This window comes from Ornithinimicrobium faecis (assembly GCF_023923225.1).
Classification (GTDB): domain Bacteria; phylum Actinomycetota; class Actinomycetes; order Actinomycetales; family Dermatophilaceae; genus Ornithinicoccus; species Ornithinicoccus faecis.
In genome coordinates, this window is record NZ_CP099489.1 from 3,639,683 (window position 1) to 3,655,142 (window position 15,460).

14 protein-coding genes are annotated in these 15,460 nt (G+C 69.4%); 5 read left to right on the top strand and 9 right to left on the bottom strand.

Features of this window, described 5'->3' with window-relative positions; all coding sequences use genetic code 11:
* Positions 1-63: 63 nt before the first annotated feature.
* Positions 64-1,950, top strand: coding sequence for an FAD-binding monooxygenase (locus tag NF556_RS16940; protein WP_252592231.1), 1,887 nt, complete (start codon positions 64-66; stop codon positions 1,948-1,950).
* A 144-nt stretch (positions 1,951-2,094) separates the two neighbouring features.
* Here NF556_RS16940 and NF556_RS16945 read toward each other — a convergent pair whose 3' ends face one another.
* Together NF556_RS16945 and NF556_RS16950 are read right to left on the bottom strand one after the other, a co-directional pair.
* Positions 2,095-3,747 carry a thiamine pyrophosphate-binding protein gene (locus NF556_RS16945; RefSeq protein ID WP_252592233.1) on the bottom strand — a complete coding sequence of 551 codons (1,653 nt, stop codon included), beginning with the start codon at positions 3,745-3,747 and terminating at the stop codon, positions 2,095-2,097.
* A 58-nt stretch (positions 3,748-3,805) separates the two neighbouring features.
* A complete protein-coding gene (locus NF556_RS16950) occupies positions 3,806-4,768 on the bottom strand; it encodes a DMT family transporter (protein ID WP_252592235.1) in 963 nt (320 codons plus the stop codon).
* Between the two features lie 116 nt (positions 4,769-4,884).
* Here NF556_RS16950 and NF556_RS16955 point away from each other — a divergent pair, with 116 nt between their 5' ends.
* From NF556_RS16955 to NF556_RS16965, 3 genes are read left to right on the top strand one after another with little or no spacing between them, the layout of a single operon-like run.
* Positions 4,885-6,093, top strand: coding sequence for a cytochrome P450 (locus NF556_RS16955; protein ID WP_252592236.1), 1,209 nt, complete (start codon positions 4,885-4,887; stop codon positions 6,091-6,093).
* Positions 6,086-6,508: a hypothetical protein gene (locus tag NF556_RS16960; RefSeq protein WP_252592238.1), complete on the top strand. Its 423-nt coding sequence runs from the start codon at positions 6,086-6,088 to the stop codon at positions 6,506-6,508. Before NF556_RS16955 ends, NF556_RS16960 begins: the two co-directional genes overlap by 8 nt.
* A gap of 17 nt (positions 6,509-6,525) precedes the next feature.
* On the top strand, positions 6,526-6,951 hold the full coding sequence (locus tag NF556_RS16965; RefSeq protein ID WP_252592239.1) for a PH domain-containing protein: 426 nt from the start codon (positions 6,526-6,528) through the stop codon (positions 6,949-6,951).
* A 196-nt stretch (positions 6,952-7,147) separates the two neighbouring features.
* Here NF556_RS16965 and NF556_RS16970 read toward each other — a convergent pair whose 3' ends face one another.
* From NF556_RS16970 to NF556_RS16990, 5 genes are read right to left on the bottom strand one after another with little or no spacing between them, the layout of a single operon-like run.
* On the bottom strand, positions 7,148-7,342 hold the full coding sequence (locus NF556_RS16970; RefSeq protein ID WP_252592242.1) for a hypothetical protein: 195 nt from the start codon (positions 7,340-7,342) through the stop codon (positions 7,148-7,150).
* A 2-nt stretch (positions 7,343-7,344) separates the two neighbouring features.
* Positions 7,345-8,439: a branched-chain amino acid aminotransferase gene (locus tag NF556_RS16975; RefSeq protein WP_252592244.1), complete on the bottom strand. Its 1,095-nt coding sequence runs from the start codon at positions 8,437-8,439 to the stop codon at positions 7,345-7,347.
* A 47-nt stretch (positions 8,440-8,486) separates the two neighbouring features.
* Complete coding sequence (locus NF556_RS16980) at positions 8,487-9,350, bottom strand: NAD(P)-binding domain-containing protein (RefSeq protein WP_252592246.1); 864 nt, start codon at positions 9,348-9,350, stop codon at positions 8,487-8,489.
* Positions 9,347-9,889, bottom strand: coding sequence for a SixA phosphatase family protein (locus NF556_RS16985; protein WP_252592248.1), 543 nt, complete (start codon positions 9,887-9,889; stop codon positions 9,347-9,349). The genes NF556_RS16980 and NF556_RS16985 overlap by 4 nt, the downstream gene beginning before the upstream one ends.
* Entirely contained in the window at positions 9,886-10,815 is a 930-nt protein-coding gene (locus tag NF556_RS16990; RefSeq protein ID WP_252592250.1) for a 2-hydroxyacid dehydrogenase, read from the bottom strand. The genes NF556_RS16985 and NF556_RS16990 overlap by 4 nt, the downstream gene beginning before the upstream one ends.
* 65 nt (positions 10,816-10,880) lie before the next feature.
* On the opposite strand from NF556_RS16990, the gene NF556_RS16995 reads away from it, so the two are divergent.
* Positions 10,881-12,080, top strand: coding sequence for a PQQ-dependent sugar dehydrogenase (locus NF556_RS16995; RefSeq protein WP_252592252.1), 1,200 nt, complete (start codon positions 10,881-10,883; stop codon positions 12,078-12,080).
* Between the two features lie 266 nt (positions 12,081-12,346).
* Here the strand turns inward: NF556_RS16995 and gatB are convergent, their stop codons facing one another.
* Entirely contained in the window at positions 12,347-13,882 is a 1,536-nt protein-coding gene (gatB, locus tag NF556_RS17000) for an Asp-tRNA(Asn)/Glu-tRNA(Gln) amidotransferase subunit GatB (protein WP_252592253.1), read from the bottom strand.
* A complete protein-coding gene (gene gatA, locus NF556_RS17005) occupies positions 13,879-15,456 on the bottom strand; it encodes an Asp-tRNA(Asn)/Glu-tRNA(Gln) amidotransferase subunit GatA (protein WP_252592254.1) in 1,578 nt (525 codons plus the stop codon). The genes gatB and gatA overlap by 4 nt, the downstream gene beginning before the upstream one ends.
* Positions 15,457-15,460 lie beyond the last annotated feature (4 nt).

Below are 15,460 nucleotides of genomic sequence, written 5' to 3' on the forward strand. Positions count from 1 at the left end.
AGACACCACCTCTGGCACCGTCGCCGAAGACAGCGTCGTCTGCGGGAAGGGATCTAAGCCACCATGCAGTTCCACCATCACGGATACGTCTCCCAGGACCCTCGGATCCTGCCCGCGGACGGCACCGGCGTCGACCGCCCGAGTGAGCTCCCCGACGAGATGGACGTGCTGATCGTCGGGTCGGGCCCGGCCGGCATGTTGATGGCCGCCCAGCTCTCGGCGTTCCCGGACGTGACCACCCGCATCATCGAGCGCCGCGAGGGGCGCCTGCAGCTCGGCCAGGCGGACGGCATCCAGCCCCGCAGCGTGGAGACCTTCCAGGCCTTCGGGTTTGCCGAGCGGATCATCGCCGAGGCCTACAACATCGGCTGGATGAACTTCTGGGGCCCGGACCCGCAGGACCCGGACAACATCATCCGCACCTCGCGCACCGAGGACTACGCCTTCGGCATCTGCGAGTTCCCGCACCTGATCGTCAACCAGGCCCGCGTCCTGGACTACTTCGCCGAGGCGGCCCTGCACGGCCCCGGCCGCATCACTCCCGACTACGGCGTCGAGTTCGTCGGGCTCACGACCGGCCACGAAGGTGACTATCCGGTGGAGGTGACCCTGCGGCATACGGCTGGCCTGTTGGCCGGCCAGGAGCGCACCGTGCGCACGAAGTATGTCGCGGGCTGCGACGGTGCCCGCAGCGACGTGCGACGGGCGATCGGCCGCAAGCACATCGGCGACATCTCCGCGCACGCCTGGGGCGTCATGGATGTCCTGGTCAACACCGACTTCCCCGACTGGCGCATCAAGTGCGCGATCAACTCCACACACGGCAACATCCTGCACATCCCCCGCGAGGGCGGCTATCTGTCGCGGATGTATATCGACCTGGGCGCGGTGGCGCAGGACGACGACCACAAGGTCCGGCAGACGCCGCTGGCGAGCGTGATCGACAAGGCCAACGCGATCCTGCACCCCTACTCCATCGACGTCCGGGAGGTGGCCTGGCACAGCGTCTATGAGGTGGGCCACCGGGTCACCGACAAGTTCGACGACATCGACCCGGGCGAGCAGGGGCACCCACGCGTCTTCCTCACCGGCGACGCCTGCCACACGCACAGCGCCAAGGCAGGGCAGGGCATGAACGTCTCCATGCAGGACGGGTTCAACCTGGCCTGGAAGCTCGGTCAGGTGCTGACCGGCCGGAGCCCGGAGTCGCTGATGGCGACCTACTCCGCCGAGCGGCAGCCGGTCGCGCAGCAGCTGATCGACTTTGATCGTGAGTGGTCCTCGCTGATGGCGCGCAAGCCCGAGGAGATCGAGGACCCGCAGGCGTTGGCGACCTATTATCTGGCGACCGCCGAGTTCCCCTCCGGCTTCATGACGCAGTATCCGCCGTCGCTAATCACCGGGACGGCCGAGCACCAGGGGCTGGCCGAGGGCTTCCCGATCGGCAAGCGGTTCAAGTCCGCCGAGGTGGTCAAGGCCTGCGACGGCAACGTCCAGCACCTGGGCCACCACGCCCGCGCCGACGGTCGGTGGCGGGTCTATGCCTTTGCCGACGCGCCCGCCCCCGGGCAGAGCTCGGCCCTGACGGACTGGGCCCGGTGGTTGTCGCAGTCGCCGGACTCACCGCTGGTGCGGCACACCCCGGCGGATGGCGACGTGGACGCTGTCCTGGACGTCAAGGTGATCTATCAGCAGGGCTTCGAGGACATCGACCTGACCACGCTCGACCCCGTCTTCGTGCCGCGCACCGGCCCGTTCGAACTGATGGACTGGGAGAAGGTCTTCGCCGCCGGCAACGGGTCGGACATCTTCGCGGAGCGCTCGATCTCGCGCGACGGCGCGGTCGTCGTAGTCCGGCCGGACCAGTACGTCGCCCACGTCCTGCCGCTGACCGCCACGCAGGAGCTCAGCGACTTCTTCGCCCAGCACCTCCTCCCCGCAAAAAGATAAAGGTCTCGCACGCGCCCCCGGAAAAAGATAAAGGTTTCGTACGCGCCGCCGGAAAAAGATAAAGGTTTCGTACGCGCCGCCCGCAACTTCGTAGAGGTCTCGCACGCCTCCCGCGAGGCGTGCGTCGACGCCCCGCCGGACGGATCAGGCGTTGACCCGGATCACCTCGCGCTGATAGGGCGCCATCACCTCGCCGCTGACGCGCAGGTCGAGCAGCAGGAACGGTCGCTCGTCCACCGGCCGCTGCACCCACGCCTCCAGCTGGTCCAGGTCATCGATCGTGTTCACGACGACGCCCTCGGCGCCGACCGCCTGGGCCAGCCCGGCAAAGTTCACCTCGTCGATCATCATCGGCTCGAGGGCGAACCCCTTGCGTCCGTAGAGGTGGACCTCGGCGCCGTAGGCGTGGTCGTTCCACACCACAGCCATGCCGCGACCACCGGCCACCCGCACAGCGGTGTCCAGGTCTGCGAGCGCCATCAGTCCGCCGCCGTCGCCGGTGGTGAGCACGACCGTCGAGTCCGGCTTGGCTCGGGCCGCCCCGGCCACCGAGGGGAAGCCCTGCCCGATGGCCTGGTAGGCCGTGCCGATCATCATCATTCGGTCCGGTGAGGCAACGGGCCAGTACATGTTGGCCCAGGCGATGAAGTGGCCGCCGTCCGAGACCACGACCCGGTCCTGCGGGAGCAGCTCGGCGATGCGTCGCGCGGCCGAGCGCGGGTCCAGCCGGCCATCGGGCGCCTGCCCAGTCCCTGGGTCATAACCCCGCAGTGCCGCGACGTCCACGCTCTCGCGCCAACCGCTGCTCTCGGCCCCGAGGGCGGAGAGCTCGGCGAGGATCGCGCGGGCGCTCAGGGCCGCGTCCGCATGGAGATAGTCGCCGACCTGGGGGTGCGTGGCCACGTTGGACAGGTCGACCTGGATCACCCGTGCCGAGGGGTCGAACAATTCACCGAAGCGCATCGTGAACTGGTTGAGCGAGGCGCCGAAGACGACGGCGACGTCGGCCTGCTGGATCAGCTCCATCGCTGCGTCGGCACCGAAGCCTCCGGCGACACCGAGGTCAAACTGCTGCTCGGGGAAGATGCCGCGAGCCAGGGCCGTGCTGGCGGTGACCGCTCCAGTCGAGGCGGCCAGCGCCCCCAGGTCGTCCGCTGCCCCAGACAGCCAGGCGCCACGGCCGGCCAGCAGCACCGGCCGCTCGGCGTCGGCGAGCGCGCGAGCGATCTGCGCGACCTTGCCCACGGCCAGCTCACCCGCCGGGGCGATCGGCTCGGGAACCAACGGCTCCGGAGGCGCAGGGATCTCGCCCATGTCCAGGCCCGCCACGTCATACGGGATGGCCAGCACGGCAGGCAGTGAATAGGACAGCGCGTGCTCGATGGCGAGCATGGTGGTCGCCGCCGCGTCGGTGCGCCCGACGGTGAAGGTGCGCACACCGACGCCACTGGCGAGGGCCAGTTGGTCGACGTCCCAGGGGCGACGGCCCCAGCGGGGCGCCTCGCCGGTGACCAGGATGAGGGGGACGCGTGCCTGGGCGGCCTCGGCGAGCGAGGTCAGCGTGTTGGTGAACCCGGCGCCATAGGTCGTTGTTGCGGCAGCCAGTCCGCCACCTGCGCGATAGCAGGCGTCTGCTGCCACCACCGCCCCGGCCTCGTGCCGCACGGCGGTGTAGGTCGCATCCGTCTCACGCTCGAGGGCGTTGAGGAAGTGCGCATTGCCGTTGCCCATCACCCCAAAGACCTGGCTGATCTGCCGGGTGAGTGTGGCGGCGACATGGGCAGACACGGTGGCCATGAAAATGTTCTCCTCGTTGAGTGGTCAGGCCGGACAACCCTAATGGGCCTCCCCTGCCCTAGACGACACGGCGTCGTGCCAGCACCGCGATCCCCACCCCCAGGATGACGAGTGTGGTGGCCACGTGTGTGGTCCAGGGGACGCCCCCGGACTCGGCGACCGCGATGGCCCAGGCCGCGGCCATCTGCCCCGCGATGGTGCACAGCATCAGCACCAGCACGCCGTGGACCCGCACCAGCAGCGCGGACGCCGCGATGAAGCTCACGCCGAGAGGACCACCGGTGTAGAGCCACCACTGCGTCGGCCAGGCGCCGAAGTCGTGGGGCAGCAACAGGGCCGCCCCGAGCGCACAGATGAGCACCACGGAGCCGACGGCCGTGTTGAGCCAGGCCGCGACATACGGCCCGGCCACTGCACCCACGCGCCCGTTCAGGGCCTGCTGGATCGCCGTGCCGACACCAACCCCCACCGTGAAGATCAGCAACGTGGTCACCACGGTGGTGCTGGCGTCTCCCCCGGAGCCGAGCCGGCCCACGCCGGCCAGGACGACGGCTGCCAGAGCCGTTGCCGCAGCGATGATCCGGGGCACCGACAACGGTTGTGGGCCACCCGGGCCGAGACCGACGCGGTCTGCCGCAGCCCCGCCGGCGGTCTGCCCGAGGACGACGGCCATCGTGAAGACGGCCAGGCCGAGCGGCCCCACGGCCGTGGCCTGTCCCAGCACGAACAGGGTGCCCAGCGCCCCGCCCCAGATGAACCGCCACGGCAGGGCGTGCGTGCCCAGCGACCGGCGGAAGTGAGCAAAGTTGCGGCGCTGCCGCGGCGACGCCGCGATGACCAGGCTGGTGATCACCACCCCAACACAGAACGTGAACATGGCCGTGACGACCGGTGCGAGCAGACCTGTGCCCAGCTCGTCCCCCAGCTGACCGTTCACCCGGGACTGGACGGCAATGCCCACGCCCACCAGGAGCATGCCGGGCACGGCGATGACACGCAGCCACCGCGGCGTGCTGCTCACCCGCCCCGGACCCGCAGCGCCCGTCCCGCCCTGATCACTGGTCACCCCTCATTGTCACCCGACCTGCTTGTCTCCCCACCCCCGAGTCTCCACGACCTGACCCGTAGCATCTGGTCATGGAGCACCTCTTCCTCGATCTCGCAGACCCGACCTTTGACGTCACCGGCCCCGACGTGATCAACGCGCGGGAGCAGTCGTGGTGGGCACGCAGCAGCTATGGGCACGCCGTCCTGCGCCACGCCGAGGTGACCGCCCTGCTGAAGGATCGCCGCTTCCAGCAGGGCAACGCCCAGTGGCCGGCCCAGAATGGCGTCCACTCCGGGCTGTTCAGCGACTGGTGGCACAAGGTGCTCCTCTCCCTCGAGGGCGAGGACCACCTGCGGATGCGCCGGCTGCTCAACCCCGCCTTCAAGCAGGGCGCCATCGCGGCCATGGTCCCCTCGTTCACGCAGCTCGCGCACGAGCTGGTCGACAACTTCAGCGAGCGCGGGTCCGTGGAGTTCATCAAGGAGTTCGCCGAGCCCTATGCCTCGCGCATCCTGTGTCGCCTGGTCGGGCTGCCGGAGAGCGAGTGGGCGCAGGTCGCGCACTGGGCCGACGATCTGGGCAAGTGCTTCGGGGTGCGGATCAAGGAGGACCTGCCACGGATCGAGGCCGCGCTCGAGGGGCTCTATGGCTATTGCGACACGGTCGTCCAGGACCGCACCGCCAACCCGCGCGATGACCTGGTCTCCGACCTGGTGCGCAACCAGCAGGAGGGCAAGCTCTCGTCCGCGGAGCTGTCGGTCGCGCTGGTCTTCCTGATCTTCGCCGGCATGGAGACCACTCGCAACCAGCTGGGGCTGGCCCTGCAGACCCTGTTCGCCCACCCCGGGCAGTGGGAGTTGCTCGCGGCTGACCCCAGCCTGGGTCGCAACGCCGTCGAGGAGGTGATGCGCGTCAACCCGACGGTCACCTGGATCACCCGGGAGGCCATCGAGGACGTCCACCTCAACGACGAGCTGCACCTCAAGGCGGGCGACATCGTGCAGGTGCTCTCCCACAGCGCCGGCACCGACCCACGCGCCCAGCCCGACCCGACGTTCGACATCACCGTCGAGCACCCGATGCACATGGGTTTCGGCGGCGGCGTGCACCACTGCCTGGGGCACTGGGTTGCCCGGATGGACATGGCGGTCGCCCTGCCGGTCCTGGCTGCCCGGATGCCGGATGCGCGCGCGGACGGGCCCGGCAACTGGCTGCCGGTCTCCGGCAACACCGGCGCGATCACCTTCCCGATCTCGTTCACCCCGACGCCCCGGGTCGGTGCTGCCAGCCGTGGATGACCACGAGTTCGACGACCTGATCCTGCACACCCCGGAGGAGCAGTTGGCACTGTTGCAGGAACTGCGCCCCCGTATGTCGAGGCTCGAGTTTGTCTTCCACGACGGCGATGCGGGGCACCCGTTGGTCGACAGACTGCGGGACCTGGGTCCCGAGCGGATCGAGGGCGTGGGTCCTCGCCCGGGTTACCAGCGGGCCGAGCCGAAGGCGGTGCTTCACCGCTACGCCTATGACCGGTCCATCATCGCTGCCCTGCGCGACCTCGGTGGGCTGTTCACCTGGGTGCTTCATCCCTATGGTGACTCGGTCGAGCTGACCAGCCTGGACACCGTCGACCTGGCGATCTATGACGCCCGTGGGCGACTGTTCTTCTACACCGTCACCCACGAGGGGCTGATCTTCGTCCGCGATATCTGACGCGTACTGTGCGCTGCATGGGAATCTTTCAGGGCCTGGCCGGGAACATGCAGCAAATCAGCGAACAGGAAGCACACGGCGAGTACGGCCAGTGGTTGCTGGAGCACGAGCAGATCCAATCTGCCTACAAGATGCTCCGCGACGGTTTCTGCATCACCAATCACCGCATCATCACGCTCGATCGTCAGGGCGCGACCGGCAAGAAGGCACGCGTCCGTTCGATCGCGCTTCACGCGATCGTTGATGTGACAGCTGAGACGGCAGGCACGATGGACGACTCCGAGATCACACTCACCTACATCACAACGCCCCGCCTGCGAGCCAACGTGGTGGAGTACTCGAGTTACACCTTCGAGTTTCCGCGGAATTTCGATGTTGCGGCGCTCTACCGCTATTTCATGGCCGTCGCGATGGGCAATGTCGCCAAACTCAACGAGAGTTGAGTCGAGGGGCTGATCTTCGTCCGCGACACCTGCCCCTCTGCATACCCCGTGCAGCCAAACAGGCAACGTGACGACCCCCGCCGGGGCGCAGCGCGCTGACCAGCGCCGATGCAGATGCCCGCGCGACGTCGCCTGTCTGAATGCACAGTCGAGTGCTGATCAGGGTGCGCCGAGCAAGCGCCGACCGAGCGGCCGATCAGACGAAACGGCTGGCCACGAACAGCAGGACGCCGAGCAGGAACGCCGGGGTCGCGAGCCGGAAGCGCAGCCGACGCTGTCGCTCGGCGACCGCCGGAGCGTCGCCAGCAGAGGACAGCCGTGCGGCCATGCCCGCGGCAGCGACACCCACCAGCAGGAAGACGACGGCCAGGACCGTCAGCACGATGCCCATGCTCAGACCAGCCGGTGCATCCAGCCGTGGGTGTCCTCGGCGCGGCCATACTGGATGTCCAGCAGAGCACTGCGCAGGTCCCCGGCGATGTCACCGCCGGTCATGGAGACCTCGCCACCGCGCCACTTCAGGGTGCCGACCGGCACGATGACCGCTGCGGTGCCGCACGCGAACACCTCGACCAGGTCACCGCTCTGCGCGTCCGCACGCCACTCGTCGATCGAATAGCGACGCTCCACCACCTCGTGGCCGCGCTCCCGAGCCAGCTCGATCAGGCAGGAGCGGGTGACGCCCTCCAGGATCGTGCCGCTGAGCTCGGGCGTGACGATGGTGCCGTCCTTGTAGGCGAAGAACAGGTTCATCCCGCCCAGCTCCTCGACCCACTTCTTCTCGACCGCGTCGAGGAAGGCCACCTGGTCGCAGCCGTTGTCGATGCCCTCGGCCTGGGCCGACAGCGAGGCGCCATAGTTGCCGCCGCACTTGGCGGTCCCGGTCCCGCCCGGGGCTGCGCGGGCGAAGTCCTCGGACAGCCAGATGTTCACCGGCTTCAGACCACCGGGGAAATAGGCACCGGCCGGCGAGGCAATCACGCTGTAGAGCGCCCGGTTGGACGGCCGCACGCCAAGGGCCTGCTCGGTGGCGATCATGAAGGGCCGCAGATAGAGGCTGACCTCGCCCAGGGACTGGTCAGGCACCCACCGCTGGTCCAGGTCCACGAGCGCACGCAACGACTCCACGAACAGCTCCTCGGGCAGCTCGGGCAGCGCCAGCCGCCGGGCACTCTGCGCGAACCGCGCGGCATTGACCTCGGGACGGAACGTCCAGATCGACCCGTCCTCGTGGCGATAGGCCTTCATCCCCTCAAAGATCTCCTGGCCATAGTGGAAGACCGAGGCAGCCGGCTCCAGCGGGATCGGACCGTAGGCTGTGACCCGCGGGTTGTCCCACCCACCGTCCCTGCTCCAGTCGACCATCACCATGTGGTCGGTGAACTTCGCGCCGAAGGCCGGGTTGGCCAGCAGCTCGGCCACCTGCTCATCGGTCGCGGGGTCGGGCCGCTGCTCGACGGTGAAGGTCGGGGCGGTCTGCGTGGTCATGCGTCCTCCTGGGCCAGCGTCATTGCGTCAGGACCCAAGTTACCCGCTCAGCGGATCCAACTCATCAACGCCCGCACCCGTCGCCCCACCTGCTCGATCGGGTGGGCGGCGCGGGCCACGGCTCGGCGGCTCTCCAGCTCGGCGGCATGCCGGTCGGGCACCTGCTCCGTGCCAAAGCCAGCGGTCCACGCCGTGTCGATCCGCTGCTTGAGCTCGTGCAGGGTGAGCAGGTAGGCGACTTCTTCGGACGTGCCCCGCTCCACGAGACGATCAAACCCGTCCTCCACCAGCCGCTGGACGGCCAGGTGGACTGCCTCCTCGGCATACGACCCTGCCTCGGCGAGCTCGGCGGCACTGGTGACCAGGGCACCGGAGCGCAGGGACCCCAGGGCCTGACTGTATGCCGTGAGCACCGGCCAGGCGACAGAGGTCGCGTCGGTCTCCACCGCCACCAGGCAGGGGACCCCGCGGCCGTCCAGGTATTCACCACGCAGCCGGTCCGGGCCGCCGATCCCCTGCAGCACAACGAGATCCACCCCTTCTGGGGCCGTGACCTCTCTGGCATGGACCGGCTCCGGCCCGGTCACGAGGATCATGTCGCCGGGCTCGAGTCCCGCCGTCAGGAGCTGCTGCAGGGTGGTCTGATCGGTCGAGTCATCGGTGGGCAGCACGACGATGTCGGCCTGCCGGACAGCATCCTGCGGGCTCACCACGAGCAGCCCCTCGACCTCGGCGCGGGCGGCGGCACGACTCTCAGCGGGCACACCGACGCGGACGTCAACTCCGCTGTCGCGCAGGTTGAGAGCGTGCCCCGAGGCAATCGGTCCGAAGCCGAGGACCGCCACCTGTCGGTCCTGCAGCAGCGTCAGGTCGGCCGAGTCCGGCTCGAGCAGTCTGGCCTGCGAAGTCACTGCTCACTCTCCGCACCGCGCCACCGGTGGACACCCACCAGCCGGGCCGACTCAGCGGCGAGCGCGGCCCAGGTGCCCTCGACCTCGAGCTCGAGTCCGACGCCGGTCGGCATCCCCTCCTGCAACGTGGCGAGTGCGGCCTCGTCTGAGGTCTCTGGATCAGCCAAACCGTCTCCGAGAGAGGGGATCCCGGGTGCATGCCCCACGACCATCACGGTGCGGGCGTCCTCGGGCGCCTCGCGAATGACCTCAAGGATCTCCTCGGGATAGGCGTTGTAGATGCGCCGGTCGCTCCAGACCTCGACGTCGCGCAGGTGGCCGCCCTCGGCGATCTCCTGCCAGGTCTGCTGAGCGCGGGTCGCGGTCGAGCAGAGCACCAGGTGTGGCACCAGATCGTGCTCGACGATCCAGGCTCCCCCGGCCCTGGCGTCTCCCACCCCGCGGGGCAGCAGCTCCCGGTCGTGGTCGACCTTGCCCGGCACCTGCTCGGTCTTGGCGTGCCGCACCAGCACCAGCCGGCGGGTTTCCTGCAGCGTCATGCCTGCTCCTCTCCGGTGGCCACGACGTGCTTGAGCTCGCCCGTGCTCAGGTAGTGCTCGATCTGGGTCTGGACATAGCGCGCCTGGCGCGAGGGGAAGACCGAGGTGCCGCCGGCCACGTGCGGGCTGATCAGCACCCCGGGTGTGCGCCACAGCGGGTGATCCTCGGGCAGGGGCTCGGGGTCGGTGACGTCGAGGGCAGCCCGCAGCCGACCCGAGGCGCACTCGGCGATCAGTGCCTCGGTGTCCACCAGCGGTCCCCGGCCGACATTGACGACGAGGGCGTTGTCCGGCAGCAGCGCCAGCTCCGCGGCGCCGATCATGCCGCGCGTCGCCTCGCTCAGCGGCACGGCCAGCACCACCATGTCGTGCTCGGCGAGCAGGGCCGGCAGGTCGCTGACCGAGTGCACGCTGTCCACGAACTCGTCGCCGTCGCGGGCCCGGCTCGCGACGGCGGTGACGCTGGTCTCGCAGGCGAGCAGCCGGGCAGCCAGAGCTCGCCCGATGCCGCCATAGCCCACCACGAGCACCCGCTGGTCGGCCAGCGCCCGGCGCTCCTGCAGCTCCACCCAGCGGCCCTCGTCCTGGGCGCGCACGAAGGTCGGCAGGTCACGTTGCGCGGCGAGCAGCAGCGTCAGGGCCATCTCCGCGGTCGCGGTGTCGTGGACACCGACCGCGTTGGCCATGCTGACGCCGGGTGGCAGGAAGCGCACGGCGTGCTCATAGCCAGCCGTCGACAGAATCACCGCCCGCAGCTTGGGCAACTCACCCAGACGCGTGATGAAAGGTGAGTTGAACGGCGGGACAACCACCACCTCGATGTCGTCGCGCGGCGGTTCGGACGCGACGTCCCACGTCACGATCTCCACCCCCTCGACAGGCTCGACGAGGGAGGCGATGACCGGCGGCACGCTGATGACTGGCACACCGCCACGCTATCGAAAGGCGTCACGGGCCGTCCCGTCGCCCGCGGTCGTGACAGGCTGGGCAGATGCGAGGGCACCTGGTCGCCACGGTCGCGCTCGGCGTGGCGCTCCTCGCTGGCTGCTCCGAGGATCGTGTGCCGACGGGGGCTGACCCGTCCAACGGCTCCACCGGCACCGGCCCGTCCGACCGCTCCACCGGCCCCGGCCCGGACGAGTCGGTCGCGACGGTGGCCACCGGCTTCGAGGTCCCGTGGGGTCTGGTGCCGCTGGACGACGGGAGCCTGCTGGTCGGCGAGCGGGAAACGGCCCAGGTCTTCCGTGTTGTGCCGGGGTCAGATCCGAGCCTGCTCACCACTGTGCCGGGCGTCGCGCCCGATGGGGAGGGCGGACTGCTCGGGCTCGCGGTGCCCGACGACTCCGCGTGGCACGACGGGGAGCCGGCTCCGTTCTTTGCCTATGCCACGACCGACACCGACAACCGCGTTCTGCGGGTCGAACCCGGCGACGGTTCAGAGCCGGCCGTGGAGGTCGTCCTCGACGGGATCCCCAAGGCGGGCAACCACAACGGAGGCCGCATCGCGTTCGGACCGGACGGATATCTCTATGTCACAACGGGTGACGCCTCGGACGGCGCGAGCGCCCAGGACCCCGACTCCCTGGCTGGCAAGATCCTGCGGATCACGGCCGAGGGGGCACCCGCACCTGACAATCCGGACCCGGGCTCCCCCGTGCTGTCCCTCGGCCACCGCAATGTTCAGGGCCTGGACTGGGACTCCTCAGGTCGGTTGTGGGCCAGCGAGTTCGGGCAGAACGCGCTCGACGAGGTCAACCTGATCCAGCCCGGTGGCAACTACGGGTGGCCACAGGTGGAGGGCCCCGGCGGCGAGCCGGAGTTCATCGACCCGGTCGTCAGCTGGCCCACGCAGGATGCCTCACCCTCGGGTCTGGCGGTGGGCGCTGACGGGGCGCTCTATGTGGCCGCGCTCCGCGGCGAGTCCCTGTGGCGGGTGCCGCTCACCGACGCAGACACGGGCACGGACGCGGGCACCGGCACCGGCACCGCCACTGGCACGGACCCCGGCTCCGTGACCGTCGGCGAGCCGGAGCGTCTGTATGAGGGAGAGTTCGGACGCCAGCGCAGCGTCGTCACGGGCCCGGACGGCGAGCTGTGGGTGCTGACCAGCAACACCTTCCGCGGCGACCCCGCGCCCGACGACGACCGGCTGCTGCGCCTCGATCCAGCCGCACAGGCCGGGAGCCCATGAAAACGCGCGCCAGCCTGGCACCCTGACACGGCCCACGCCGATGAGTCCACACGTCCGGAGGGGTCTCTCCTTCATCAGCACGACCAGCACCTCACGAAGAGGCCTACCTCTGCTTCGATACAGAGTGTATTGACGCAGCGCACGTCACCAGGTCGGGCGTGAGCCGTGCTCGTGAGTGCGGGCAGCGACCCCCCAGGGGCGCTGACCGCACTCACCAGGGCGCGCGAAGGTGGGGACGGGGCTCAGGAGCTCCCCAACCGCTCACCTCACGTGAGTTTGGCCAGGATCATCTCGCGGGCCTTGGCCGCGTCGGCCTGCCCGCGCATCTCCTTCATGACCTGCCCGATCAGCGCACCGGCCGCCTGGACCTTGCCGTCGCGGACCTTGGCCGCGACGTCCGGGTTGGCGTCGATGACCTTGTCGACGGCGGCCTCGAGGGCACCGTCGTCCTGGACCAGCTCGAGCCCGCGGGCGTCGGCGACCTGCTTCGGGGTGCCCTCGCCGGCCAGCACGCCCTCCATGACCTGGCGGGCCATCGAGTCGTTGAGGCGGCCGTCCCGCACCAGCCCGTCGAGCTCGGCGATGTGTGCGGGGGTGACGCCCAGCTCCGTCACCGCAGAGCCAGCGTCGTTGGCCCGGCGCGCCAGGTCACCCATCCACCACTTGCGGGCGGCGACAGGCGTGGCGCCCGCGGCAACGGTCTCCTCGATCACCTCGAGTGCCTCGGCGTTGATGACGTCGCGCATCTCCAGGTCGGAGTATCCCCAGTCGGCCTGCAGACGCTTGCGGCGCTGGGCCGGCGGCTCGGGCAGCGTGGCCCGCAGCTCCTCGACCCGCTCGCGGGTCGGCGCGACCGGCACCAGGTCCGGCTCGGGGAAATAGCGGTAGTCGTCGGCATCCGACTTCGGGCGACCAGACGTCGTCACACCGGTGTCCTCGTGCCAGTGCCGGGTCTCCTGCAGGATGCTCTCGCCGGAGTCCAGCACGGCCGCATGCCGGCACATCTCATAGCGCACGGCTCGCTCGATCGAGCGCAGGCTGTTGACGTTCTTGGTCTCGGTCCGAGTGCCCAGCGGCACGGCCAGCTGCTCCTCAGAGGTCGCACCGTCGCCGGCCCTGGCCCGCAGCGAGACGTTGGCGTCGCAGCGCACATTGCCCTGCTCCATCTTCACCTCAGAGACGTCCAGCGCCTTGAGCAGGTCGCGCAACGCAGCGACATAGGCACGCGCCACCTCCGGCGCCCGCGCCCCAGCACCGGTGAGCGGCTTGGTGACGATCTCGATCAGCGGGATGCCCGCACGGTTGAAGTCGACCAGGGAGAACTCGGCACCCTGGATGCGGCCGGTCGAGCCGCCGATGTGGGTGGACTTGCCGGTGTCCTCCTCCATGTGGGCACGCTCGATGTCGACGCGATAGATCGTGCCATCGTCCAGCTCGACATCCAGATAGCCCTCGAAAGCGATCGGCTCGTCATATTGACTCGTCTGGAAGTTCTTGGGCATGTCCGGATAGAAATAGTTCTTCCGGGCAAACCGGCACCACTGCGCGATCTGGCAGTTCAGCGCCAGGCCGATCCGGATCGCCGACTCCACGGCCACCGCGTTGACGACCGGCAGCGCCCCGGGCAGCCCCAGGCACACGGGGCAGACCTGCGTGTTCGGGTCGGCGCCGAAGCCGATCGCGCAGCCGCAGAACATCTTGGTCGCGGTGTTCAGCTCGACGTGGACCTCCAGGCCCAGCACCGGGTCATACCTGGTCAGCAGCTCGTCGTAGTCGACGACGTCCTCGATCTGCGTGCTCACTTCGCCTCCTCGCTGACTGCTCCGGTGACAGATCCGTTGCTCGCCGTCGCGGCGACGTCTGGTGCCCGGTCGAGCACGCTGCCCGACCCCCCCCACTGCTTGGCGAGCAGTGCCTCCAGGGCCGCCCCCACGGCATACATCCGCTGATCCTGGGTGGCCGGGGCAAGGATCTGTATGCCGACGGGCAGGCCGTCCTCGTCCGCCACCCCACTGGGCAGCGACAGTCCGGGGATGCCAGCCAGGTTGGCCGGGATGGTGGCGATGTCGTTGAGATACATCGCCATCGGGTCCTCCATCTTGTCGCCGATCTTGAACGCGGTGGTCGGCGCGGTCGGGCTGATCAACACGTCAGCCTGCTCGAACGCTGCCTCGAAGTCCCGGGCGATCAGCGTGCGGACCTTCTGAGCCTGGCCGTAGTAGGCGTCGTAATAGCCCGAGCTCAGGGCGTAGGTGCCCAGGATGATGCGGCGCTTGACCTCGTCGCCGAAGCCGGCGTCGCGGCTGGCCGCCATGACCTGCTCGGCGCTGGGGGCGTCCACACCGTCCGGTCCGACGCGCAGGCCATAGCGCATCGCGTCATAGCGGGCCAGGTTGGAGGAGGCCTCACTCGGCAGGATCAGGTAGTAGGCCGCCATCGCATACTGGAAGTGTGGGCAGGAGACCTCGACGATCTCGGCGCCGGCCTGACGCAGCAGCTCGACGGACTCATCGAAACGGGCTTGCACCCCGGCCTGGTAGCCCTCGCCGGTCAGCTCCCTGACGATGCCGATGCGGGTGCCCGTCAGGTCGCGGGACTTGCCTGACTCGACAGCTGCGACAAGGTGTGGGACAGGTGCGTCGATGCTCGTGGAGTCCATCGGGTCGTGCCCGCCGATGACCTCGTGCAGCAGGGCCGCGTCGGTGATGGTGCGGGCGCACGGGCCGATCTGGTCCAGGCTGGAGGCCAGGGCGATCACGCCATAGCGGGACACCCCGCCATAGGTCGGCTTGGCCCCGACGGTGCCGGTGACCGCTCCGGGCTGACGGATCGAGCCGCCCGTGTCCGAGCCGATCGCCAGCGGAGCCAGGAAGGCCGCGACCGCAGCCGAGCTGCCGCCGCCAGAGCCACCGGGGATGCGGTCCAGGTCCCACGGGTTGCGGGTCGGGCCGAAGGCGGAGTGCTCGGTGGAGGAGCCCATCGCGAACTCGTCCATGTTGGTCTTGCCCAGGATCGGCATCCCGGCGTCCTTGAGGCGGGTGACGATCGTGGCGTCATAGGGCGGGATCCAGCCCTCAAGGGTCTTGGATCCGGCCGTGGTCGGGATGCCCTGCGTGCAGGCGATGTCCTTGACGGCGATCGGCACACCGGCCAGGCGCGGCAGGTCCTCGCCCGCGGCGCGGCGGGAGTCCACGTCGGCGGCGGTCGCCAGGGCGCCGTCGGTGTCCACCTGCAGGAAGGCGTTGAGCACCGGGTTGAGCGCGGCGATCCGGTCCAGGTGCGCCTGGGTCAGCTCCACGGAGGTGAACTCGCCGGCCGCCAGGCCGTCGGCCATCTGCGCGGCGGTGAGGTGGGTGAGATCGGTGACTGTCGGCATACGG